A 25,142-nucleotide genomic window follows, 5' to 3' on the forward strand; every position below is an offset into this window, starting at 1 on the left:
TTTTCCAAATGTGGGTTACAGAGAACTGGCTTGTTGAGCGTCGTAAAAGCTTTCGCCTTTCGCTGCCATATCAAGCAATAGTTGAGGAACTTGGTACATTGCACCTAAGTCTTGGTAGCCTTTCGCCATTTCTACGAAGTTACCAATACCCACACTGTCTAAGTAGCGGAATACGCCGCCTCGGAATGGAGGGAAGCCTAAACCGTAAACCAGTGCCATATCCGCTTCTTGCGGTGTCGCGATGATGCCTTCTTCTAAACAAAGCACCACTTCGTTGATCATAGGAATCATCACACGTTGGATAATTGTCTGGTCATCAAAATCTTGTGGCTGTTCGCATACGTCAGCCAAGATTGGAAGAATGTCTTCAGAGAAGGTCTTCTTCGGGCGACCGCGTTTGTCTACGCTGTATGTGTAGAAGCCGCTACCGTTTTTCTGACCGTATTTTTCAGCAACATAAAGTGCATCAATCGCATCACGGCCTTCTTTACCCATACGCTCAGGGAAACCTTGTGCCATTACAGCTTGTGCGTGGTGTGCTGTGTCTAGTCCAACAACATCTAGCAAGTACGCAGGACCCATAGGCCAACCGAACTTACGCTCCATGACTTTATCGATCTTAGTGAAATCAGCACCGTCACGTAGCAACATGCTGAAGCCGCCAAAGTAAGGGAAAAGTACACGGTTAACGAAGAAGCCTGGGCAGTCGTTAACAACGATTGGAGACTTACCCATCTTCGCTGCGTAAGCGACAACGCGATTGATTGTCTCTTCTGAAGTCTGTTCACCACGGATGATCTCAACCAAAGGCATGCGGTGTACTGGGTTAAAGAAGTGCATGCCACAGAAGTTTTCTGGGCGCTTCAGTGATTTCGCTAACAGGTTGATTGGAATCGTAGAGGTATTCGATGTTAGAACGGTGTCTTCACCAACCAAACCTTCCACTTCGCTCAGTACTGCAGCTTTTACTTTCGGGTTCTCTACTACCGCTTCAACAATCACATCTGACTGTTCTACACCTGCATAATGCAGACTTGGAGTAATAGAAGACAGAATATCTGCCATCTTGAAACCGTCTAGGCGACCGCGTGATAAGCGCTTATTCAAAAGCTTAGATGCTTCGTTCATACCTAGATCAAGCGATGCTTGTGCGATGTCTTTCATCATCACAGGCACGCCTTTCAATGCTGATTGGTAAGCAATACCGCCGCCCATGATACCTGCGCCAAGTACGGCTGCACGCTCAGTTGCTTTGTTTGCTGACTTACCCGCTTGTTTCGCTAAGCCTTTGATGTACTGGTCATTCAGGAATAAGCCAACTAAAGCTTTTGCTTCTTCCGATTTCGCTAACTTAACGAAGTGCTTACGTTCGATGTCGAGTGCTGCATCGCGATCGCTACGTGCTGCTTCTTCAATCGCAATCACAGAAGTGATTGGCGCTGGGTAGTGAGGTCCTGCTTTTTGAGCGACTAGGCCTTTAGCCATGGTAAAGCTCATCATCGCTTCTAGTTTGCTTAGTGAAAGCGCTGATGTTTTTTGTTTACGGCGTAGCTGCCAATCGAGTTTTTCATTGGCTGCCAGAGAGACGGTGTTGATCGCCGATTCTAATAACTGGTCTGTATCTACAATGGCATCTAGCAAGCCAACCTTAAGCGCTTCATCAGCACGGCATGCTTTGCCTTGAGTGATAATTTCCATTGCGCTGTCAGCACCGATAACACGAGGCAGGCGCACACAACCGCCAAAGCCTGGCATGATGCCAAGTTTGGTTTCAGGTAGGCCAATGCTGGTGGTCTTGTCACCGATACGGAAATCGGTAGCCAGTACACATTCACAGCCGCCGCCAAGGGCATGGCCACGCATCATTGAAAGAGTTGGGACAGGAAGGTCTTCGAGCTTGCTGAAGATTGAATTCGCGAATCTTAACCATTCATCAAGTTCTGCTTCTGGCTTAGCGAATAGGCCAAGAAATTCAGTGATGTCTGCGCCTACAATGAACGCGTCTTTGTTTGAAGTTAAGATTAAACCACGTAATCCTGCGTGAGCATTAAGAGCGTCTAACGCTTTGTCTAGTGATTCTAAAGTAGCAAGGTCGAGTTTGTTTACAGAGGCCGGAGCGCAGAAGCTTAATTCCGCAATACCATCTTGTAATTCCTTTACCTGTAGGGTGTTAGCTTGGTAAATCATTGTCTATCTCCATGACATACAATCCACGATTGTTTGAGAGAATCTTGTTATCTTTCTATTATTGTAGAATACCTGGTAAGACCAGTTATCTTAGTCTGTACCTCTGCTTGGTGAATTTCAATACATTTTTTAAACAATTGTTTAACATTGTGCGATGGCACAGATCCTCTAACCCTTATTATTCACGCGTGATACACTTCGCCGCTCTTATTAATTAAGTTAACGATATGAATGAACAGCCCTATTTAATACCGTCTGCGTCGGCTCTGTTTGAAGAAGAGATAAAAAAGAGCGTCTTTATTACTCATCTTGCTCATACTCCAAGTGTAGAAGCTGCCAAACAGTTCGTAGAACAGGTAAAGAAAGAGCATTCTTCAGCGCGACATAATTGTTGGGGCTTTGTGGCGGGTCGACCTGAAGATTCAATGCTTTGGGGTTTTAGCGATGATGGTGAACCCTCAGGTACTGCGGGTAAGCCGATCTTGGCACAACTGTCTGGTTCTGGTGTGGGTGAGTTAACGGCTGTGGTGACTCGTTATTCAGGTGGAATTAAGCTTGGAACTGGTGGTTTAGTTAAGGCCTATGGCGGAGGAGTGCAACAAGCTCTCAAGCTGCTTCAAACAATCGAGAAAAAAATAACCACAAAATTACGGCTAGAGTTAGACTATGGCTTTGTGCCAATTGCGCAATCCATCATGGCTCAGCATCAAGCTGTTGAGGTCCAAGCGGATTATGGTGTTCAAGTTGAGCTTATTATTGAAATAGAGCTCCTGCAGGTAGATTCGTTTACCCAAACCATGATCAATAAAAGCGGTGCTAAGGCACTGGTAACGAAAGTCAAAGACAACTAGGAAGTGTGAAGCATTTCGCTTCGTTCAATAGCTCATGCAATTTCGCTCAATTATTCGAATCGTCGGATTATTATTAGCACTTTTTAGTGTATCAATGCTCGCACCAGCGCTAGTCGCACTTATCTATCGAGATGGTGCGGGTGTGCCATTTGTGACGACTTTTTTCGTTCTATTGTTTTGCGGAGCAACTTGCTGGTTTCCGAACCGCCGCTATAAACATGAATTGAAAGCGCGTGATGGTTTTTTGATTGTTGTTTTGTTCTGGACGGTAATCGGTAGTGCGGGTGCGTTACCGTTTTTGATCGCTGATAACCCGAGTGTTTCGGTAACCGATGCCTTCTTCGAATCCTTTTCTGCATTAACTACTACAGGGGCGACGGTTATCGTCGGCCTTGATGATCTCCCTAAGGCAATTCTGTTTTACCGTCAGTTCCTACAGTGGTTCGGTGGTATGGGTATCATCGTATTGGCGGTAGCCATTCTTCCTGTTCTTGGTATCGGTGGCATGCAACTGTATCGTGCTGAAATACCGGGTCCTGTTAAAGACAGTAAGATGACCCCACGTATTGCTGAAACAGCAAAAGCGCTGTGGTACATCTATCTAAGCCTAACGATTGCTTGTGCAGTAGCGTTTTGGCTTGCCGGTATGAGCTTCTTTGATGCCATCAGTCATAGTTTCTCTACTATTGCTATCGGTGGTTTCTCAACGCACGATGCAAGCATGGGTTATTTCAACAGCCCTGTTATCAACATGATTACGGTTGTGTTCCTGCTTATATCTGCGTGTAACTACTCACTTCACTTTGCAGCATTTGCTTCAGGTGGTGTGCATCCTAAGTATTACTGGAAAGATCCTGAATTCCGCGCTTTTATCTTTATTCAAGCAGTGCTGTTTTTGGTTTGTTTCTTATTACTACTGAATCACCATTCTTATGACTCGTATTACGACGCTTTCGATCAAGCCTTGTTCCAAACCGTGTCTATATCTACCACTGCTGGTTTCACTACGACTGGTTTTTCAGAGTGGCCACTGTTCTTGCCCGTACTGCTTTTGTTCTCTTCTTTTATAGGGGGATGTGCAGGTTCTACGGGTGGTGGTATGAAAGTGATTCGAATCTTACTACTTACTCTGCAAGGTGCTCGTGAAATGAAGCGTCTTGTTCACCCGCGTGCTGTCTATACCATCAAGGTTGGTGGTTCTGCACTACCACAACGTGTCGTGGATGCGGTTTGGGGCTTCTTTTCTGCATACGCATTGGTTTTTGTGGTTTGTATGTTGGCTCTTATTGCAACCGGCATGGATGAGTTGAGTGCTTTCTCTGCCGTAGCCGCGACATTAAATAACCTTGGCCCGGGCCTTGGCGAAGTAGCGGTGCACTTTGGCGATGTGAATGACAAAGCAAAATGGGTACTTATTGTATCTATGCTGTTTGGCCGACTAGAAATCTTCACCTTATTAATCTTATTGACCCCTACGTTTTGGCGTAGCTAAGGACAACATTGTGGCAAAAGCTCTATTTTTGTATTCAAGCCGTGAAGGCCAGACCAAGAAAATCTTGAACTATATAAAAGAAGAAATGAATGAGTTCGAATGTGAGCTTCAAGATCTGCACACAATTGGTAATGTCGACTTTGCTCAATATGACAGAGTATTGATCGGTGCATCGATTCGTTACGGTCACCTTAATAAGAAGCTATATCAATTCATTGATGCCAACCTTGCTCAGTTAAAGTCAAGCAAGGTTGCGTTCTTCTGCGTGAACTTAACAGCGCGTAAAGAAGATCAAGGTAAAGATACGCCTGAAGGAAGTGCTTACATTAAGAAGTTTCTTATAAAGTCTCCGTGGCAGCCGACGTTAATCGGTGTATTTGCCGGTGCCCTCTATTACCCACGTTACAACTGGTTCGATAAAACCATGATTCGCTTCATTATGAATATGACGGGTGGTGAAACGGATACAACTAAGGAAGTTGAGTACACAAACTGGGAAAAAGTCTCTTTGTTCACTGAAAAACTAAAGAATATGTAAGAGAAAAGCCTACTTTTGAGGCGTTTTGAGTTCTTTTTAATCGAACGAATAAAAAAACGAGAAAAACTTCAAAAAGGGCTTGCCAGTGTGATCGAAATCTCTATAATGCCACCTCGCTGACACGGGATGGCTTCTTAGGAAACCAAAACGAATCAGCAGGTCAAATTAGCCAAGCTAAGAGCTTGAAAAAAGTTTTGAAAATAGTGGTTGACACTAAAACTTAAATCGCTAAAATGGCCGTCCGATTTGAGCGAAGCTCAAAAAAGGAAAAGCTCTTTAACAATTTAAACCTATCAATCTGTGTGGGCACTCGTTGATGAATATCAAAACGTTTTATCGTTAGATAAAACAGATTCTTCGGAATCAAAATTGATTTCAATGAACTAAGTGACCAATACGAATAATTACTTTCTTTATAGAGAGGGGTTATTTGGCACAGTCAATTCATTATCATTCTGTTGGAATGGTAATAGCTTTAGAATTACATGTTCATGTTTACATGAATATTAGTTTTGAAGTCAGTATTCGTTGAGTCACAAAATCTTAAATTGAAGAGTTTGATCATGGCTCAGATTGAACGCTGGCGGCAGGCCTAACACATGCAAGTCGAGCGGAAACGACACTAGCAATCCTTCGGGTGCGTTAATGGGCGTCGAGCGGCGGACGGGTGAGTAATGCCTAGGAAATTGCCTTGATGTGGGGGATAACCATTGGAAACGATGGCTAATACCGCATAATGCCTACGGGCCAAAGAGGGGGACCTTCGGGCCTCTCGCGTCAAGATATGCCTAGGTGGGATTAGCTAGTTGGTGAGGTAATGGCTCACCAAGGCGACGATCCCTAGCTGGTCTGAGAGGATGATCAGCCACACTGGAACTGAGACACGGTCCAGACTCCTACGGGAGGCAGCAGTGGGGAATATTGCACAATGGGCGAAAGCCTGATGCAGCCATGCCGCGTGTATGAAGAAGGCCTTCGGGTTGTAAAGTACTTTCAGTTGTGAGGAAGGGGGTAGTGTTAATAGCGCTATCTCTTGACGTTAGCAACAGAAGAAGCACCGGCTAACTCCGTGCCAGCAGCCGCGGTAATACGGAGGGTGCGAGCGTTAATCGGAATTACTGGGCGTAAAGCGCATGCAGGTGGTTCATTAAGTCAGATGTGAAAGCCCGGGGCTCAACCTCGGAACTGCATTTGAAACTGGTGAACTAGAGTACTGTAGAGGGGGGTAGAATTTCAGGTGTAGCGGTGAAATGCGTAGAGATCTGAAGGAATACCAGTGGCGAAGGCGGCCCCTGGACAGATACTGACACTCAGATGCGAAAGCGTGGGGAGCAAACAGGATTAGATACCCTGGTAGTCCACGCCGTAAACGATGTCTACTTGGAGGTTGTGGCCTTGAGCCGTGGCTTTCGGAGCTAACGCGTTAAGTAGACCGCCTGGGGAGTACGGTCGCAAGATTAAAACTCAAATGAATTGACGGGGGCCCGCACAAGCGGTGGAGCATGTGGTTTAATTCGATGCAACGCGAAGAACCTTACCTACTCTTGACATCCAGAGAAGCCAGCGGAGACGCAGGTGTGCCTTCGGGAGCTCTGAGACAGGTGCTGCATGGCTGTCGTCAGCTCGTGTTGTGAAATGTTGGGTTAAGTCCCGCAACGAGCGCAACCCTTATCCTTGTTTGCCAGCGAGTAATGTCGGGAACTCCAGGGAGACTGCCGGTGATAAACCGGAGGAAGGTGGGGACGACGTCAAGTCATCATGGCCCTTACGAGTAGGGCTACACGTGCTACAATGGCGCATACAGAGGGCAGCAAGCTAGCGATAGTGAGCGAATCCCAAAAAGTGCGTCGTAGTCCGGATTGGAGTCTGCAACTCGACTCCATGAAGTCGGAATCGCTAGTAATCGTGAATCAGAATGTCACGGTGAATACGTTCCCGGGCCTTGTACACACCGCCCGTCACACCATGGGAGTGGGCTGCAAAAGAAGTGGGTAGTTTAACCTTTCGGGGAGGACGCTCACCACTTTGTGGTTCATGACTGGGGTGAAGTCGTAACAAGGTAGCCCTAGGGGAACCTGGGGCTGGATCACCTCCTTATACGAAGATACTCACGATAAGTGTCCACACAGATTGATTAGGTTTAGAAAAGCAAAGAGAAGAAGAACTCCCAAGGTTCTTCGAAGTTTGTTTCTACTTTTTAAAGTGGAGATAAATTAGCAGTGTCCCGTTCGTCTAGAGGCCTAGGACACCGCCCTTTCACGGCGGTAACAGGGGTTCGACTCCCCTACGGGATACCATTGGGTCGTTAGCTCAGTTGGTAGAGCAGTTGACTTTTAATCAATTGGTCGCAGGTTCGAATCCTGCACGACCCACCATTTCCTCCCAAGGAAATAAAAAATATGGGGCTATAGCTCAGCTGGGAGAGCGCCTGCCTTGCACGCAGGAGGTCTGCGGTTCGATCCCGCATAGCTCCACCATTCCTTCCATAAGGAATTAAAACTTTTATGGGCGATTAGCTCAGTTGGGAGAGCACCTGCCTTACAAGCAGGGGGTCACTGGTTCGAGCCCGGTATCGCCCACCATCTTTAAGCATTCTCTTCGGAGAGTTTTTAAAAATGAGTTAAAAGTTTAACACTTTGAAACTCTTGCTCTTTAACAATTTGGAAAGCTGACTGATTGATTACTTACGAGTAATTCAATCAAATTTAAAAGTTCTCAATGTTTACCTTTTAGGTAAACACAACAAACACATTCAAGTGTCTTGTATTCGAATCAAACCTAGTTTGATTCACATTGAGTCCGGCAAACAGTCATTAAGAATTAACCCTTCTTAATGACAACCAAAAACCTTGGTTAGTTGCCATACATTAAGACCCTTTCGGGTTGTATGGTTAAGTGACTAAGCGTACACGGTGGATGCCTTGGCAGTCAGAGGCGATGAAAGGCGTAATAACTTGCGATAAGCCCAGATTAGGTAGTAATAACCTTTGAGTCTGGGATTCCTGAATGGGGAAACCCACTTACATAAGTAAGTATCCTGTTGTGAATACATAGCAACAGGAGGCAAACCGGGGGAACTGAAACATCTAAGTACCCCGAGGAAGAGAAATCAACCGAGATTCCGAAAGTAGCGGCGAGCGAAATTGGATTAGCCCTTAAGCTTTTAATGAGACAGATGAAGGCTCTGGAAAGTGCCGCAATAAAGGGTGATAGCCCCGTAATCGACATCTCATCATCAGTGAAAACGAGTAGGGCGGGACACGTGATATCCTGTCTGAATATGGGGGGACCATCCTCCAAGGCTAAATACTACTGACTGACCGATAGTGAACCAGTACCGTGAGGGAAAGGCGAAAAGAACCCCTGTGAGGGGAGTGAAATAGAACCTGAAACCGTGTACGTACAAGCAGTAGGAGCACCTTCGTGGTGTGACTGCGTACCTTTGTATAATGGGTCAGCGACTTAATTTTAGTAGCAAGGTTAACCGTTTAGGGGAGCCGTAGGGAAACCGAGTCTTAACTGGGCGTACAGTTGCTAGGATTAGACCCGAAACCAGGTGATCTAGCCATGGGCAGGTTGAAGGTTGAGTAACATCAACTGGAGGACCGAACCGACTAATGTTGAAAAATTAGCGGATGACTTGTGGCTAGGGGTGAAAGGCCAATCAAACCTGGAGATAGCTGGTTCTCCCCGAAAGCTATTTAGGTAGCGCCTCGGACGAATACTACTGGGGGTAGAGCACTGTTAAGGCTAGGGGGTCATCCCGACTTACCAACCCTTTGCAAACTCCGAATACCAGTAAGTACTATCCGGGAGACACACGGCGGGTGCTAACGTCCGTCGTGGAGAGGGAAACAACCCAGACCGCCAGCTAAGGTCCCAAAGTATAGCTAAGTGGGAAACGATGTGGGAAGGCTCAGACAGCCAGGATGTTGGCTTAGAAGCAGCCATCATTTAAAGAAAGCGTAATAGCTCACTGGTCGAGTCGGCCTGCGCGGAAGATGTAACGGGGCTAAGCTATACACCGAAGCTGCGGCTACGTACCTTAGGGTGCGTGGGGTAGGGAGCGTTCTGTAAGCCGTTGAAGGTGGTCTGTAAGGGCTGCTGGAGGTATCAGAAGTGCGAATGCTGACATGAGTAACGATAAAGGGAGTGAAAAACTCCCTCGCCGGAAGACCAAGGGTTCCTGTCCAACGTTAATCGGGGCAGGGTAAGTCGACTCTAAGGCGAGGCCGAAAGGCGTAGTCGATGGGAAACGGGTTAATATTCCCGTACTTCTTACAATTGCGATGGGGGGACGGAGAAGGCTAGGTGGGCCTGGCGACGGTTGTCCAGGTTCAAGTACGTAGGCGGGTGGTTTAGGTAAATCCGGACCGCTACTAACGCTGAGATACGATGTCGAGCTACTACGGTAGTGAAGTCATTGATGCCATGCTTCCAGGAAAAGCCTCTAAGCTTCAGATTGTAAGGAATCGTACCCCAAACCGACACAGGTGGTCGGGTAGAGAATACCAAGGCGCTTGAGAGAACTCGGGTGAAGGAACTAGGCAAAATGGTACCGTAACTTCGGGAGAAGGTACGCTCTTATCAGTGAAGTCCCTTGCGGATGGAGCAGACGAGAGTCGCAGATACCAGGTGGCTGCAACTGTTTATTAAAAACACAGCACTGTGCAAAATCGTAAGATGACGTATACGGTGTGACGCCTGCCCGGTGCCGGAAGGTTAATTGATGGGGTTAGACTTCGGTCGAAGCTCTTGATCGAAGCCCCGGTAAACGGCGGCCGTAACTATAACGGTCCTAAGGTAGCGAAATTCCTTGTCGGGTAAGTTCCGACCTGCACGAATGGCGTAATGATGGCCACGCTGTCTCCACGAGACTCAGTGAAATTGAAATCGCTGTGAAGATGCAGTGTACCCGCGGCTAGACGGAAAGACCCCGTGAACCTTTACTACAGCTTGGCACTGAACATTGAACCTACATGTGTAGGATAGGTGGGAGACTATGAAACCGCGTCGCTAGATGTGGTGGAGTCGTCCTTGAAATACCACCCTTGTAGTTTTGATGTTCTAACGTTGGTCCCTGAATCGGGATTACGGACAGTGCCTGGTGGGTAGTTTGACTGGGGCGGTCTCCTCCCAAAGAGTAACGGAGGAGCACGAAGGTGGGCTAAACACGGTTGGACATCGTGTGGTTAGTGCAATGGCATAAGCCCGCTTGACTGCGAGAATGACAATTCGAGCAGGTGCGAAAGCAGGTCATAGTGATCCGGTGGTTCTGAATGGAAGGGCCATCGCTCAACGGATAAAAGGTACTCCGGGGATAACAGGCTGATACCGCCCAAGAGTTCATATCGACGGCGGTGTTTGGCACCTCGATGTCGGCTCATCACATCCTGGGGCTGAAGTCGGTCCCAAGGGTATGGCTGTTCGCCATTTAAAGTGGTACGCGAGCTGGGTTTAGAACGTCGTGAGACAGTTCGGTCCCTATCTGCCGTGGGCGTTGGAAAATTGAAGGGGGCTGCTCCTAGTACGAGAGGACCGGAGTGGACGAACCTCTGGTGTTCGGGTTGTCATGCCAATGGCATTGCCCGGTAGCTAAGTTCGGAATCGATAACCGCTGAAAGCATCTAAGCGGGAAGCGAGCCCTGAGATGAGTTTTCCCTGACGCTTTAAGCGTCCTTAAGGGTTGTTCAAGACTAGAACGTTGATAGGCAGGGTGTGTAAGTGCTGTGAGGCATTGAGCTAACCTGTACTAATTGCCCGTGAGGCTTAACCATACAACACCCAAGGGGTTTTGTGGACTCAAAGACAGACCTTGAATGAGTTTGAAGAGACACTTTTAAATTACAGTTTTCCGAATTTTAAAATTTGCTTGGCGACCATAGCATTGTGGACCCACCTGATTCCATGCCGAACTCAGAAGTGAAACACAATAGCGCCGATGGTAGTGTGGGGCTTCCCCATGTGAGAGTAGGACATCGCCAGGCTTTAATTTCGTTATTTGCATAGCAAGTAACAACCTCAACAGTGTACTAATCTGTTGATGACAATTTGTTGGAGGGATGGCTGAGTGGTCGAAAGCACCGGTCTTGAAAACCGGCAACCGTTAATAGCGGTTCTAGGGTTCAAATCCCTATCCCTCCACCACTATTCATCAAAAAAAGCCTTTGATTATCAAAGGCTTTTTTTGTATCTGTAAGACTTGAATTTGCTTCGAAACAACGAGGTAAGTCAATGTATATACAAAAATCTCCCCACGGCGTCTATTACGCACGGATTTGTACTCCAGCACAGTTGAAAGCGTTGGGATTCCCATTCGATCTAAAAATCAGCCTTCGAACAAAAGACCCTAAGCTAGCTAAAGTCATTGGCTTAAGCCTTGTCAGTGCTGTCAAAGAGGCCTTTCGTACTACAGACTCTCTGTGCTTTTCAGAGTTTCAGTTGCATCTAAAAGGCATCTTGTCCCACCACCTGAACTTACAATCACAAAAGCAGGATGATCGCTTACATTTAGGTTGTATAACTTCCATAAGTCATACTTCTAAGCGTTTGAGTGAAGAAAAGCATTGGAGTGAAGCGTTAGAACACTTTCTAGAGTTCAAAGGGGTTCAAGGGGTCAGTGCATTGACTGTCCATCAGTTGAAACAGCGCATTACCTTTTTCTTTGAGAGCACTACGCCATCTGGTTTATCAACAATAACTGCGATGGCACTGATGGAGTACATTAAGACTCTCAATAGCTCTAGTCTTTCAGCAAAAAGCTGTAAAGATTACTACGCCGCGCTGAGTCAATTTATACGTTGGTGTGCGACCATGTCTTTGATTGAAAGAAACGTGTCTGCAGATATCAAAGCGACTTTCAAGAAGTCTATAAAAGCTGATAAGCAGCGCTCAAGGTGGTCAGAGAGTCAGCTTTCAACACTCTTCTCATCTGAGCAGTTTCAGCAAGTGGATAATGGTTTCTACTGGGTTACTTTATTGCTCACGTACATGGGGATGAGGCCGAATGAAGTGTGTCAGCTACGTACAGAAGACGTGGTCGTTAGCGGTCCAGTCCCTTACTTAAACGTAACAGATGAAGGTCACGGACAGCGGATCAAGAATCGTTATGCTCTGCGACAAGTCCCCATTCATCAGAGTCTAATCAAACATGGCTTTCTTGAGTATGTTGAGCTTCGTAAGAACAATAGCAAAACCGATCTATTCGATTACAAGCCACTGGGTCTCAACAAGGACTGGAGCCAACAATATTGCCAACAATTCGGCAGACTCCTATCTAAGATCGGATTGAAAGCAGGGCAACGCCCTACTGCGTACTCCCTCCGTCACACTTTCATTGATGTTCTTAAGCAAAAGGAAGTGGCTGAGTCTACAGTCGCTGATATCGTTGGCCATCATCACCCCTCAATGACATTTGGCCGATATGGTAAGCAAACAAAACTGAAACTTATGCTTAGTGCGGTGAACCAGTTCTCACTTCAACTGGGAGGCTCACATGAGTAAGTTCAACTATGATGAGTTGCACACGGTTTATAAGGCGTTCAAGCAAAGCTATTTTGAAGGGGATGAAACCTCGTTGCTTGCGTTATCAAAACAGTATGACTATCAAGATATCCACTGCCTCTATCAGCTTTTGAGCGCCTCGAAGATAAGCCAAGCACCACATCTATGTCATTAATGGCATTAGGAATAGATTGGCAAACACAGCAGGCACTGTTTGGTGACTTTGAAACACTGAGAGAAATTGCAGGGCTCGTAAGCCCTCCTCCCATGTCACACGTAGAGTGTTTTGATGCCTTTGTTCTACCTTATTGGACCATTATGTCAAAGAAAGGGATTGTTCTTATTAGCACTAGAAGCCAAGAGCATTTTACTTTCGTACATCGTGTGTCAGGAGTAGAAATTCAAGTTAATATAAAGCGCTGACTCTCAATGTCATTTTGAAAAACCAAATCTCGTGAACACCTTAGAGCTCACGAGATTTACCTTTAAATTATTATGAAGACCTTATCAATCGAACTCTCGGTCGGCACTCATTCTCCGTTTTTTGGGGGAAGCAGTGTTCAGGTTTTCCCTATTATCTAGGAGGGCGTCTTTCATCCCACATACAAGTGCCTGCTGTATTGGGTTTCCATCCAATTTTGTCATGTGAGCTGACATCCTTCTTTCTAATAAAGTCAGTAGTTCTTTCTCATCTCTTTGTTCAAAGACAAATGATTTCATCAGATCTTGAAAGATGGGAGCTAACGTCTCAATAACGATATGAGTCAGTTTAGCAATCACCTTTTTTAGATATGAGATCGATTTCTCTAACTGTTCATTTTTTTCTTCACTGTGTAGAGCTTTTGATTCTGCCGTTTTGAGCTGTTCTTTGACTGTTGATAGATCGGTTAAGGTTGTATCCAGTTGATTGGTTGCAGTGTTTGTGGCCGATCGTAGTAAGTCTATATCTACATGTAATCTCCTTATTTTTTCTTGTTCCTCCTTTTGTTTATTTTTAACTTCGTTGATGTGTTGATTTAATTGGCTCAACTCCTCGAGCTTCAATGCGATTATTTGCTCAATTTGCAGTTGCTCGTTTTCCAGCATTCTAGTGTGATAATTATAATCCCTTTCACTTTTTTTTTGCTTTCCTTGCCGGCGCATTTCTTTTACTTTTTGTTTATCTTTCTGAAGTTCTTGATTGAACTCCATGCTCAATCCTTTTTCTATGAAGAGGTTTTTATTCATAAACCGCCGAAAACATTCCTGCAACAGCGCTCCATGCTCTGATTGCTCCCTTCTTGTAAAGCACGCTCCTTTCCTGTATTGAATTGGCGAGTGTGAGTGGTCCAAGAAGTTCTTCATCATTTGAGCTAGATTTGCTTTGGCTACTCTAAGATCCCACTCTTTAGTTCGGCTATTTTGCGCGTTAAGGAAGAGGTGGACATGTTCCCCAGTATCTTCATTGAGACTTCTTTCATCGCTATGAACAAACACTGAGATGATTTCATATTCGTTGAAGTAGAGGCGGTAATAATCCATCAGTGCTTCAGCCATTTCACGGCCACAAACAAGGTCCTGAGAAACTTCATTTCGGTGTGGGATGACAAAAATCGACTCTTCTACCAAGTTTGAGTTCAAATTTTTAGGGAACGAAACCAGTTTGTTATGAAGTGAAATGTACTTCTCAAAAGCGTTCAGCCTCTGCTTCTTGCGAGAGAAATCAATACTCCTAGCTTCATTAAGCAAAGAGTCGAGTTTAAGCGGGACATGTTCAGGGGTGCCTAAAATCTTAGCGATAAAATTAGTCCCCTCGGGATTTCCCTTTTCTGATTGTAAAGCGGCTTTTAGTTTCTTCTTATATGCTCTCTTTCTTTGTTTACATTTAGTTAGGCCTTCTTGAGGTTTCTGAGGAAGTCTTATAGATTCGATAAACTGGGATTTATCGTCATTGCTCAATTCATCAAGTTTCGTCCATTGGTTATTGATATATACTTCGTTGAGGTGACTGAGATCTGGATTCCATTCAATGGTTTCAGATTTCGCATTTTCATCTCGGATACTATGTCCTGCTGACTTCTTAAGCTTGGCCTGTTTTTCTGCTGTGCCGGAATACGGAAGCGTTGAAAAAAAGCATGTGATGGCTTTATTTTTCATTGTGTAGTCCTCGGGTTGTGTGTTGTTGTGTTGGGGTTAAGGGGCGTAGCCCCCACCAAGAAGCTTTCGTTCATCTTTTACGCAGTAAAAGTGTTGCGAAAGTGTCCTTGGTTACGATGTCGTTATCTTTTTGAAAGCCGGTGTCGAGACACCGGAATGAGGCAAATTAAAGGATGGGTTTGTCGACCGAATTTGCAGCTTTCTGAAAGTGCAAATCAATCAGGTTGGGGTAGTCTTTTGCGTCTTCTTCAATCCACTTTGAGTAATGCTTATAAAGCATATCTAGAGTGTTGTGCCCTAGTTGAGACCTTATCCAATAAAGATTTGCCCCACTCAAAATAGCTTGAGATGCGAATGTATGACGGGCCTGACTCGCACCTCGATGAGCGACGTTGGCTGTAACGAGCCAGTTTTAAAGGTGCGATCTATTGCTTTATCTTTTTGGTAAAATTTCCCTGTATCAAGATTAGGGAATAGAGGTTTTGCGGTAAGTTTGGTTCGGGTCTTTTGATCACTTTCGGTGATATGGATTTCTTGAGCCGCTAAGCCAAAGATTAAACTTAACTGGTTTTCAATTATCTTTTGGGCTGTCTTAGACAATTGAATCCTACGCTTTGATCCCGTAGTTTTTGGCCTTTTAAAGTGATTAACTACGCAAGCTCTCTCGACTTTAAGCTCTCTTTTTACTGGGTCATAATCATCAACAACTAGTGCCAACCACTCACTTTTTCGAAGCCCTGTATGGCAAGCCAGAAGGACCCCATTTTTAACACTTGAGCAAGCTGCTGCTTGGTGAGTTAAACGGGTTATATCATTCAGTGTGAATGGATTACAGCTAATGGGAGCATTTTGTAAGTTATGGATACCATCAACTGGAGATTGTGTAATAAGCCGATCCCCAACTGCAAACGTGAATACTTTTCGGATAAGTGTCAGGTCTTCATTTAGTGTTTTGTTTGTAAGATCATTGTATACATGTAAGTAGCGAAGAATACAGCTTCGTACGATATCTCGTATGTCGAATTCTCCGAAAAACGTTACGATACGTTTTAACTTAGATCTCCATGCTTTTATTGTTGAGTTAGCGTAAGTTCCTTTTTCAAGTTCGAACATTGTTTCTGCTACCGTGCGAAACAAAAACTTATCTCTGCATTTCATGATGCAAACCTCATTTTTATTTGAGATCTACGTTACAGATTTACAAAAAAACCGTCAATAACACTGGTAAATCATAAGTGCATGATTTTACTATAAAATAAATACACACCCCAACATTATTGCTTAAATAACAATCGCTTAAAAAAGTAATTAAGCGATATCGCATAATATAACCAACCAATCTATTTAACTTATTAATGAATTTTAACCAGCAAAAACCACCATAATTAACCACTAAAATTAGTTAATGATGTTGAATTGGTTATATTTTTAAACATGATCTATTGAAATATGAAATTCATAATTTTTTGTTTATCTGAATCACTTTGATATGTGGGAAGTTGGCTATTTTTAATGGGTTTAGCTATTTCCGCTCAATAGCAGTGTTGTTTGCACCATCTAAGGAATGAAAGAAAAATGTTACGTTTTGGCATATAGTACAAATTAAGTATGACAAAACGTATCATTAAAAATGAATCCATCACAACTCGATAAGCTTAAAAAGCTATCCATATTCACCACCTCAGACGCTGCAAAATTCAATGTAACTCCTGCCGCCCTTTCTCGCGCTGTGGAAAAAGGTGACATAGAAAAACTACAGCGAGGGCTCTACGGGTATATAGGTAGAGAAGAATCGGAGATGCACTCTTTTGCTGAGGTCAGTGTCAGAGCGAAAAAAGGGGTTATCTGCCTTCTATCAGCACTCAGTTACCACAATCTCACTACCCAAGCACCTTTTCAGATATGGCTCAGCATTAAAAAAAACGATAGAGCTCCCAATATTGAGTACCCAAGCATTAAGATTGTTCGTACCAGGGACGTGACGGATTTTGGGGTGATCTCAACACAAGTTGATGGCATCCCTGTTTTAGTAACGGACGTTGAGCGGACGATTGTTGATTGCTTTAAGTTCCGCAACAAGATCGGGATTGATGTCGCGATTGAAGCACTTACAGAGGCAAAAAGAGCTAACAGATTAGAGCAAGGGAAGCTCTGGGAGTATGTAAAGCATTACAGAATGACAAATGTAATGATGCCCTATATGGAGATAATAAACTACAATGGTTAGTCACTTACTTCTAACACGTTGTTACCTTGTTTTATAGAGTGCGAGATTGAACATCGAGCATATTGTAGAAAGCGCTGTGCCCAAACCCGGCAAGCGTCGAGCCCGAGAAATCAGAATCAATAAGTTCTTGCTCCGTCCAGTTCTCACCGATGCCAAGGTGCTTAGCGTACCTGTCTATCAGAGTGTGTTTTATCTGATCGCGCACCGACCAAATTGAGGTCAGATTCTTTGAATAGTTAATACTCGCACACTCATTACAAGCCGGCAGTGCTATCGGTGAATGGCCATTCTTGGCAGTTGCTTGCGCTGTCTTAGGAAATTCAACAAGGTTACGGGAAGGTTCATCATAAAACCAACAGGTGTGGTGCAGGTTGAATGGGGTATTTATGTGTGAGTATTTACCTATGGGGAATGTCTTATTATACCACTATAGCAACCAGCGTTTGATATTCTTTGGATTCGCTAAGGTTAATTGGTACTTTTTGGGAGCTGAAGAGAGCTTCTTAGTATCTACGCAGATATCCAAACGTTTGAGCAAATACTTAATCAGAGCTCGTCGGCAACTAATTGTGAGTGGAGAATCATGCATTCCATAGCCAACTTTCACAATGTGTTGCTGTGCAGGTGATAAATGTGGATTTGGAATGATTTCAATTGCTTCTTCTGTTGTCCAATCTTCATCGTCTTCGATATTAATATCTGATTCATTGAGCAGTTCAGGCTCTCCTCTAAATCTGCTTAACACGAAATCTAAGAACATTGCTCTTTCTTCACAATATGCTCTTACATGCCAACGGAACCCATCAAATACGATGGTGTGTGGAACAATGTTTCGACCTCGCCCCTCAGGATCATGTTGACTAAATGGTGTAGTTTGCGACGGTTGTTATCAAACGTTTTTGGATGAAGATTGTGCTTTAAACAAAACTGAGCGGCAGACTGCTCACTATTGTAATACTTCTGCACAAGGCATAGCCATTCTTGCTGAGATCTATGCTGAGACATTTTCAAGTACCTTTAACAATCAAAGTTAAAGGTTACGACGTTTATTTAAAGGATTGAATGAGTCGATTTAAAGACGTTTACACTAAAAAGCCAATCGTCGCACCACATGCGAAAAACGTTCGGTTGGCTAAGTAAGGTTTACTGGAAAGCGGGCATTGTTTGGTCGCCGGGTTACTTTGTCAGTAGCGTAGGCGTGAATGAACAAGACATAGCGAATTACGTTAGACATCAGGGCGAAAAGGATTCTGGTCAACTCCGCATGGAGTTGTAACAGTAAGTACCCCGTGCATGCACGAGGGTATCTACGCAGGCACTCAGTATCCCTATCCAAGAAGGTTACGCTCCAAAAAGTAATAAGCTTCGTTCTAACTTACATGCCGCCTTTGAGTTTGGACTTAAAAACGATAATGACCCAGCAAGTAATAACTCTAAAGTGAAGTTGGGGTTGAATTACAACCCTACTTCCCCATGTTAACGTGGCTGAGATGTATTGTTGAACACGAAATGTGCAGCAAAGATCAACACGCCCTAGTCATTAGTCACAGTCAATATACCTCGGTAAACGCTTACCAATTAACGTGATAGACTAAATCTGGACAACTCAACAAGGTTTATATTGATACTAGGTACTTCCGAAGTAAATAACCTATAAAGTGCCAGAGAATAGCAACAGATAGAGCCCCTACATAACCATCTACGGCATAATGCCACCCTAAATGTACCGATCCGATTTGAATACAGAAAGCGAAGATCCATAATACGTAACCCAGATTTTTATTTAATCTAAATGACGCCATCGCCATCAGCACAGAAATCGTCACATGCATACTTGGCATTGCCGATATGCCGGAGCCGATATGTGAAGCATCAGCAACATAGGTTTTCCAAAGTATTTGCTGAGCATCTAACGACCACAAATGCATGAAACCACCATTTAACTCTGTATTCAACGCATTTAATCGTTGCATTAAAGGGAGGTAATAATCTTGTTCATAAAAGTGATTAAAATAAACTGGCCCAACAGACGAAAGAAAAACTGCCATAATATTACCAATAACAAACCACGAACTTAAAAACGTAAGTAAAAATTGGTATCTGAGCCGTATATTTTTGCGGTCAAGAATGAAATAAATAAACATTAACCACATAACAAAAAACCACAAATGATATAAAAAATTAATAACCAAAGAAGAAAAAGCACTTGTAAAAATTAAATGAGTGATTTCCCAAGGAGAAAAACCAAAGTGCAACCATTTGTCCAAGTGATACAAATCAAGATCTAAATAATAAAATTTCAGGCTGGGAATGGCAGACTTAATAAAACTGTAACTAGAAATTGGTATGTTCAAGATAAGAATTAATAGAAAAACACCAAACGTTCTTGACACTGGGAAAAATGCATCTTTAAGCTTATCAACAAATTTCCTTACTGGTCTTTGTTCTCTTTGAGTTGCCAGAAAAAAAAGGTAAGAAGGCGCCCAGACCGATAAACTTACAAACATCAAACCAAATATAATTGATAGATAAGTATTAAACTCGAGTTTAAAATCATGATTAGTAATAATGGAAATTAATAACGTAAACGGAGTTGTAATAATTATATAAAATAAAATTAATTTATTTCTTTTAATTTCCACCGACAAAGCGTCAAATAAAAAACTTTTAACATAATAAAAGGGAACTAGTACAAATTTTTTCATACGATGTCTTATTTAACCCAATTCGATTAATTATTATTTTAAAAATGCTCCCATCAACGACATCCAGGAACCTTTATTGTATAGTTTGGACATTGAGTCGAACCAACTTAAGTTTAGTTGTCCTTATGCAATATACAAATTTTCGTGCAGACCAAACATTGTGGTTTGTGCAACGCTTTAATCTATTGACAAAAGTACATCTCTGTTAGCGCCACCTTCTGATAGGATCTAAGCAGCGCCATTAGTCCATTAGTCCATTAGTCCATTAGTCCATTAGCATTATGATATTTCCTTATTTCATAAGCTCCATCGCCAGACGCTATGCTTATCGTTTTTGAGTTAAATAATACCTAAACTCGCTTTGCTCTATGGTTGATATAAGCTCGGGCAATTCAGTGGAATATGGAATAGCTTGAATATCGAGTTGATGAATCCATGCAACGCTCTTAGCGGCAGAGAAAAAACTCATTTCACAAGGATTGGCCATAATAGCTAAATCGACATGGCCACCTCACTTGCTTTTCGCCTAGCCACTTGTCACTTATCATCAATAAAAAAGGTCAATGAACCGGTTGATCAGCGCATGGTTGTATTATTTCCAGCTGATCGGTTATAAAAGAGGTTTAAGCATAAGGTTATGACAAGTAGTAGAAGTGACTTCTCAGTTATCCCTCTCTTCCTTAAATAATTTTGAGTATTTGCGACTTAATGTTCCTTTATGAATACCTAATATTTTAGATGCTTGAGTTTGGTTTCCTCGTGTATAAATCAAAACCTGTTCAATAAGAACCTTGTCAATAATTTTCATAATATAACTAAGATCCGGTGTGTCTTTTTTGGGGTCACAACAACTAAGTCGAATTTCAAAAAGTTCTCGTATTCTAGATTGCTCAATCAAAATCATCACTCCATATTTAAGTTAATTCAGCCAGCAATATAATTAAACATTATAAAAACTTTCGTTTTATATTTAATTCGAGTAACTCACTATAGTCTTCGCTATAATTTTAATTAACCAATATCTCAACTCTGCGATTTTTAGATCGCCCTAATAATGTTGTATTGGATTCCAACGGGACAGACTCCCCCTTAGACAATGAGTTAACTTTAACCATACCTTTCGATTTCAAATACGAAGTAACCGATTCCGCTCTTTTTTTACCTAGTTTATCATTATATTCAACGCTACCAATGTTATCGGTATGCCCAATCACTGTAAATTTCTTCTTTGATGAAGATGTTAATTTAACCAGATTATCTAAAATAGAAATAGAAGCGTTTGTCAATTTAGACTGATCATTTCTAAAATAGACCTTGGCAATAGTACTCCCTATAGCAATATTATCTTCAGTATTTTTTCCTGATTGCTCTTGAACAATTAGGAACTCTCGACAAATGTAATTAATATTGATTCGTTTTTTTATAGCATCTAATAATTCATCATTTATCTTTGCTTGATTGTCAACTTGAACCAAGTAAAATGGACCGGCATTAGGTAAAGCCGATATCGGAAATTTTACGGTAATATAAGTCTCTGTATTAGTGTTTTTTTCCTTGCAGTATCCGTTAAATACAAAATCAGACGCATGAGCGTGACTCAATGTTAAAATAATGCATAATAATAAAAAAGCAATATAGGGAATTCGTTGTTTCATACATTTCTCACTATTATTTCAAAGTTCCAATCTCTTCGGATATCAAATTATAAATGATTTTTAATAAATCGTTAGGGGTTGTAGCATCATAAACATTTTTGGGACCATAACAATCCAGGGTATCTTTTCCTTTATTTTTATAATCGAATGCGATAAAAGCTATTGAAGCTGTTATTGGTTTGCCGGATATGGTTTTACGCGAATTTAACTCTCCCAAAATGTTAGCGCACAACTTATTTTTGGTTAACATAGAAAATCTATTTAGATCAGTATCCTGACCATCGGAAAGAACTACTATTAATTGCCTTGGGTTAGGGTTGCTAACATTTCTAAGGATCTGGGCTGATTTTATTAGGCCTTGATAAGAATGCGTGTTTCCCCCTGGAATGAAACGTGAAAATGTAGATTTAATAACGTTAACATTGTCTGTCAAACCAATAGAATAATACATCCCACCCACTAACCAAACACACACATGTTTTGTCCTTTTAGTTTTCCAGGTGCCTCTTACTGTCGAACTTATTGAACCTTCCCATTGGTCTTGAACATATGCATATTGCCAATCTGTCCCTCTACAATTTCGATATTGATGCCCCGAACGTTGTTCAAGAACATATCGGCCAAATGGTACTATTGCTATTCTATTAACGTCCCTTGTGAAAACCCGTTCTTTGTTATAGAGTGCAATCTGATCTGCAATCGAGTTAATAATTGTCCTAATTTGTGCAATTCTTGTTTTTTTTGAATAACCCCAGTCAGATGTCATGGAGCTAGACATATCAGTAGCAAACACAATATCAATAGCATCACCTTGATATTTTCTGACAGTGCCAAATCCATTTACTTCATATGTTCGCTTAAACCCTACAATATCATTTGTCCCAGGAAACCAAGAGTTATGTTGAGTTTCTACATTTATCTTAACTTCAGAATAACGAGTTCCACTGTCACAATTCATCTGATTACTGGATATACATTCGTTACGATCAATCTGAATAACTGTATTATTTGTTTTATCTTGAATATATTCATCAATGTATCGATTTGCGAGTTTTCTATTTACAGTTAAATCATTGTCACTACTTGCAGAAATAGCAAGTGTGGCAGTTTCCGTTGCATCAGCCAGCCGTGCTTTATTTTGGATAGCTCGTGCACCATCAATTCCTAATGAAGCGATACCGTAAAGGCACCCAGCAAATAAAACAACAAATAAAATCATATGCCCTTTCTGTTTCCTTAACCTATGGCGCATATTACCTCCCTATGGATAAAGAAGAAGACTGAACAGTAGTAAATTTTTTCCCCAAAAAACGTCCTGCAAAATTATCAGTTTCATAACATAAAGTAACTCGGTAAAGAACCGTCTTTCTTCCCCAGGTGGTTGTCACAGACAAGTTACTTAATTGATTAATTTTTCTTGACAAATGGCACCCTGCTCTCACATTTATAGACGTTGAGGAAGCTTGATTCCGAGAATCAAATTTAAGCATTTCCACTGTTCCATTTAGGTTCGTTCGTTTAAAACTGTTTCGATTCGTTCTGGATAGCGAGCGACCAACTATCAAAAGTAAGTCAGCAGCATCACTAGAGCTTAATGTGTTGTTATCTTTACCATAAAGTTCCGTACGTTCTTTTAAGACGTTAACCATAGAATAAGAAAGCCTATCGAGTTGACCTTTCAGAGATAGCTTAACAACCGTATCTCCAACAATTAACAATAACATTGTAAATACAACAGAAATAAGTCCGAATTCGACGGTAAACATGCCTTTTTTCTTATTTCTTAAACTTTTCACGTTGGAACTCCTGAATTACGATAGCTTCACGAGTAAAAGATATACTTCGAGGAACAAAATAAGAAAATAAGGGCTGATAGTCATATGTAACTTGATAAATAGCGATAGGGCTGTTCAGTGCACTTCCACAAATATGTTGCTTTGAAAAACAACTTCCATCGAATTTTTTCAATTGAGAAAGGTCGCGAATGAATGCCACCTTAAAGTTGAATTTACTCGGTTCAATAAAAGCTCCCCACACTGATTGATTTTTTTTTAATGAACGATTAAACGCATGACTATAACGACCTTTGCCTGTTTTTACGGTTGAAAAAATTACTTTAGTATCTCTTGCTGCCTGAGATAATGCATAATCACTTACCGCCATAGTATAAGATATAAATGACAACTCAACTAAAAAAGCACACATAAGAAAAAATGCCATAAATGACAATGAAAACTCTATACTTGCTACTCCGCGTTGTCGATTACAACCCATTATTTTTTTCATATGATTTCTTAATTCACTGTTAAAGTTTCGCTTCGTTGAATATTTTCAATTATTAGTTTAACTTCTGATTGTGTATAATTTTTCAATAATATTTTTTCAGCCATTTTTTCTTTATCCGACTTAATCAAAGAAAAAATTAAATTTGCTCGAACCTTTTCGTTACTTCTTTCAGAAAGATATATCGGAAGTAATAGGTCAACAGCCTGTTCAAACTTACCATCAATTATAAATAACATGGCTAAATTATTTTTTATTTTAATATCATCAATGAAGTTGGCCCTGGCTAATTTAAAGTAATATTTTGATTTTTCTACATTTCCCATGTAGCTATAAATAATACCTAATTGATTTTCAACTTCAGCGTTCCCTTTATCTAATTCAAGGACTTTAAGTAAACATTTTTCTGATTTATCTATCTCACCTAACTCAAACAATGCATCACATTGGATAAAAAGTGCTCTAGAGCTACTCTCAATATTTATCAATTTACTAATAACAAATAAACTTGATTCATAATCACCAATATGAGAATAAGCTTCAGCTAAATTAATTCTCGTATCGCGGTCCTCTCTATTTCTTAATTGTTCTTTATATAAAACAATCAGTTCGGAATAGTTATTTGTATCTATAAGTATCGACTCTTTTGATTTGTCTATTTTTGATTCGATACTCGTATTAGTACAGCCTACAACTAAAATAGTAATAAAAATAACCAACAGACTATTCTTCATAGTTACATTACCTCCATAGCTCTCATTACACCAGGAACGACTATAACAAATACAATTGGTAACATAATAAATGCAATCAATGGAACTGACATTTTAGCAGATAATTTACCAATTTTTTCCTCAAGACTTAACATCTGCAACTCTCTAATATCCGATGAAAGTCTCAATAATGCTTCATAAATGGAGGTTCCGTATTTTAAACTCTGCTTAAGAGACATAATGAAACTCTTAACTTCACTCGTAGGTACCCTGATGTAAAACTCATCTAGAGCTGTATCAACTCCAACAACTTGTATTTGGTCATTTAGCTTATTAACTTGATAAGACAAATCTTTATCAAAACGTTCCATATTATTGCCAAGGTATAATATGGATGCTTCAATGGTCAAACCAGTTTTGACACAGATGGCCATCAAATCTATCAAATAAGGTAACTGCTTAGAAATCTTTCGCTTCAATTTTTCTTTCCTGTATGATAAATAATAATCAGGAAACGTAACGCAGAATATAAACAAAACGGTTAATATTATTATTATATTCTTGTAATTATATTCGTAGTAAACGCCATACAAACAAACGATCAAAGCAATGGTACCAAATGTCCCATATTTAAAATGCATGTAATATTTACTAAATTTATTAGTATAAAAACCTGCATCAAGCATTTTTTTATTTATATCATTTTTAGACGATACTAACGAAGAGCCTAATAAGTTTAATATTTGATCTTGATTAATTAGTCTTGGTTCTTTTTTATTGTCAACCTCAGAAAAATTAATTCGTCCTAATATTTTTTTTTCTAACATTTTTTTTCTGACCAATTTATTCCTA

17 protein-coding genes, 5 tRNA genes, 3 rRNA genes and 2 pseudogenes are annotated in these 25,142 nt (G+C 41.5%); 15 read left to right on the forward strand and 12 right to left on the reverse strand.

Going from position 1 to position 25,142, the window contains the following annotated elements; translation table 11 throughout:
- Positions 1 to 15: 15 nt before the first annotated feature.
- Entirely contained in the window at positions 16 to 2,187 is a 2,172-nt protein-coding gene (gene fadB, locus ITG10_RS07845; RefSeq protein WP_248386767.1) for a fatty acid oxidation complex subunit alpha FadB, read from the reverse strand.
- Positions 2,188 to 2,414: 227 nt separating this feature from the next.
- On the opposite strand from fadB, the gene ITG10_RS07850 reads away from it, so the two are divergent.
- The 13 genes from ITG10_RS07850 to ITG10_RS07910 all read left to right on the forward strand — a co-directional run bounded on the left by ITG10_RS07850 (position 2,415) and on the right by ITG10_RS07910 (position 12,746).
- Entirely contained in the window at positions 2,415 to 3,038 is a 624-nt protein-coding gene (locus ITG10_RS07850; protein ID WP_017058823.1) for a YigZ family protein, read from the forward strand.
- Positions 3,039 to 3,072: 34 nt separating this feature from the next.
- A complete protein-coding gene (locus ITG10_RS07855) occupies positions 3,073 to 4,530 on the forward strand; it encodes a TrkH family potassium uptake protein (RefSeq protein WP_026084430.1) in 1,458 nt (485 codons plus the stop codon).
- 10 nt (positions 4,531 to 4,540) lie between these two features.
- Positions 4,541 to 5,068: a menaquinone-dependent protoporphyrinogen IX dehydrogenase gene (gene hemG / locus ITG10_RS07860; RefSeq protein WP_017632676.1), complete on the forward strand. Its 528-nt coding sequence runs from the start codon at positions 4,541 to 4,543 to the stop codon at positions 5,066 to 5,068.
- A 545-nt stretch (positions 5,069 to 5,613) separates the two neighbouring features.
- Positions 5,614 to 7,165, forward strand: a 16S ribosomal RNA gene (locus ITG10_RS07865).
- Positions 7,166 to 7,289: 124 nt separating this feature from the next.
- Positions 7,290 to 7,365: transfer RNA gene (locus ITG10_RS07870), tRNA-Glu, on the forward strand.
- A gap of 2 nt (positions 7,366 to 7,367) precedes the next feature.
- Positions 7,368 to 7,443 (forward strand) — tRNA-Lys (locus ITG10_RS07875).
- 26 nt (positions 7,444 to 7,469) lie between these two features.
- Positions 7,470 to 7,545: transfer RNA gene (locus ITG10_RS07880), tRNA-Ala, on the forward strand.
- A gap of 29 nt (positions 7,546 to 7,574) precedes the next feature.
- A tRNA-Val gene (locus tag ITG10_RS07885) sits at positions 7,575 to 7,650 on the forward strand.
- A 307-nt stretch (positions 7,651 to 7,957) separates the two neighbouring features.
- Positions 7,958 to 10,845: ribosomal RNA gene (locus ITG10_RS07890) — 23S ribosomal RNA — on the forward strand.
- Between the two features lie 94 nt (positions 10,846 to 10,939).
- A 5S ribosomal RNA gene (rrf, locus tag ITG10_RS07895) occupies positions 10,940 to 11,055 on the forward strand.
- The 16S, 23S and 5S rRNA genes sit together here with 5 tRNA genes alongside, the layout of an rRNA operon.
- Positions 11,056 to 11,124: 69 nt before the next feature.
- A tRNA-Ser gene (locus ITG10_RS07900) sits at positions 11,125 to 11,215 on the forward strand.
- 87 nt (positions 11,216 to 11,302) lie between these two features.
- Positions 11,303 to 12,571: a site-specific integrase gene (locus tag ITG10_RS07905; protein WP_137408644.1), complete on the forward strand. Its 1,269-nt coding sequence runs from the start codon at positions 11,303 to 11,305 to the stop codon at positions 12,569 to 12,571.
- Positions 12,564 to 12,746 carry a hypothetical protein gene (locus tag ITG10_RS07910; protein ID WP_248386769.1) on the forward strand — a complete coding sequence of 61 codons (183 nt, stop codon included), beginning with the start codon at positions 12,564 to 12,566 and terminating at the stop codon, positions 12,744 to 12,746. The genes ITG10_RS07905 and ITG10_RS07910 overlap by 8 nt, the downstream gene beginning before the upstream one ends.
- A gap of 332 nt (positions 12,747 to 13,078) precedes the next feature.
- On the opposite strand, the gene ITG10_RS07915 is transcribed toward ITG10_RS07910, so the two are convergent.
- Complete coding sequence (locus ITG10_RS07915) at positions 13,079 to 14,707, reverse strand: hypothetical protein (protein ID WP_248386771.1); 1,629 nt, start codon at positions 14,705 to 14,707, stop codon at positions 13,079 to 13,081.
- A gap of 333 nt (positions 14,708 to 15,040) precedes the next feature.
- Positions 15,041 to 15,865, reverse strand: a complete 825-nt coding sequence (locus ITG10_RS07920; RefSeq protein WP_248386773.1) for a hypothetical protein — start codon at positions 15,863 to 15,865, stop codon at positions 15,041 to 15,043.
- A 472-nt stretch (positions 15,866 to 16,337) separates the two neighbouring features.
- Between ITG10_RS07920 and ITG10_RS07925 the strand changes: the two genes are divergently transcribed.
- Positions 16,338 to 16,934: a type IV toxin-antitoxin system AbiEi family antitoxin domain-containing protein gene (locus tag ITG10_RS07925; protein ID WP_248386775.1), complete on the forward strand. Its 597-nt coding sequence runs from the start codon at positions 16,338 to 16,340 to the stop codon at positions 16,932 to 16,934.
- Between the two features lie 70 nt (positions 16,935 to 17,004).
- Here ITG10_RS07925 and ITG10_RS07930 read toward each other — a convergent pair.
- A pseudogene (locus ITG10_RS07930) lies at positions 17,005 to 17,340 on the reverse strand (hypothetical protein); the annotation flags it as partial.
- Positions 17,341 to 17,361: 21 nt separating this feature from the next.
- Complete coding sequence (locus tag ITG10_RS07935; protein WP_346962606.1) at positions 17,362 to 17,763, reverse strand: hypothetical protein; 402 nt, start codon at positions 17,761 to 17,763, stop codon at positions 17,362 to 17,364.
- A 270-nt stretch (positions 17,764 to 18,033) separates the two neighbouring features.
- Between ITG10_RS07935 and ITG10_RS07940 the strand changes: the two are divergent.
- A pseudogene (locus ITG10_RS07940) lies at positions 18,034 to 18,210 on the forward strand (transposase); the annotation flags it as partial.
- A 340-nt stretch (positions 18,211 to 18,550) separates the two neighbouring features.
- Here ITG10_RS07940 and ITG10_RS07945 read toward each other — a convergent pair.
- From ITG10_RS07945 to ITG10_RS07975, 7 genes are all read right to left on the reverse strand, one after another.
- Positions 18,551 to 19,639, reverse strand: a complete 1,089-nt coding sequence (locus ITG10_RS07945; protein ID WP_248386776.1) for a phosphatase PAP2 family protein — start codon at positions 19,637 to 19,639, stop codon at positions 18,551 to 18,553.
- 1,007 nt (positions 19,640 to 20,646) lie between these two features.
- Positions 20,647 to 21,294 (reverse strand): OmpA family protein, encoded by a 648-nt coding sequence (locus tag ITG10_RS07950; RefSeq protein WP_248386777.1) that lies wholly within the window; start codon positions 21,292 to 21,294, stop codon positions 20,647 to 20,649.
- 13 nt (positions 21,295 to 21,307) lie between these two features.
- Complete coding sequence (locus tag ITG10_RS07955) at positions 21,308 to 22,546, reverse strand: vWA domain-containing protein (RefSeq protein ID WP_248386778.1); 1,239 nt, start codon at positions 22,544 to 22,546, stop codon at positions 21,308 to 21,310.
- A 1-nt stretch (position 22,547) separates the two neighbouring features.
- On the reverse strand, positions 22,548 to 23,090 hold the full coding sequence (gene tadF, locus ITG10_RS07960) for a tight adherence pilus pseudopilin TadF (RefSeq protein ID WP_017629435.1): 543 nt from the start codon (positions 23,088 to 23,090) through the stop codon (positions 22,548 to 22,550).
- On the reverse strand, positions 23,071 to 23,580 hold the full coding sequence (locus ITG10_RS07965; protein WP_248386779.1) for a TadE/TadG family type IV pilus assembly protein: 510 nt from the start codon (positions 23,578 to 23,580) through the stop codon (positions 23,071 to 23,073). Before ITG10_RS07965 ends, tadF begins: the two co-directional genes overlap by 20 nt.
- Before the next feature lie 8 nt (positions 23,581 to 23,588).
- The gene (locus ITG10_RS07970) at positions 23,589 to 24,311 is read right to left on the reverse strand and encodes a hypothetical protein (protein ID WP_248386780.1); all 723 of its coding nucleotides are present in this window, start codon (positions 24,309 to 24,311) and stop codon (positions 23,589 to 23,591) included.
- A gap of 2 nt (positions 24,312 to 24,313) precedes the next feature.
- Positions 24,314 to 25,117, reverse strand: a complete 804-nt coding sequence (locus ITG10_RS07975; protein WP_248386781.1) for a type II secretion system F family protein — start codon at positions 25,115 to 25,117, stop codon at positions 24,314 to 24,316.
- Between the last annotated feature and the right edge of the window lie 25 nt (positions 25,118 to 25,142).

This window comes from Vibrio sp. ED004 (genome assembly GCF_023206395.1).
GTDB lineage: Bacteria > Pseudomonadota > Gammaproteobacteria > Enterobacterales > Vibrionaceae > Vibrio.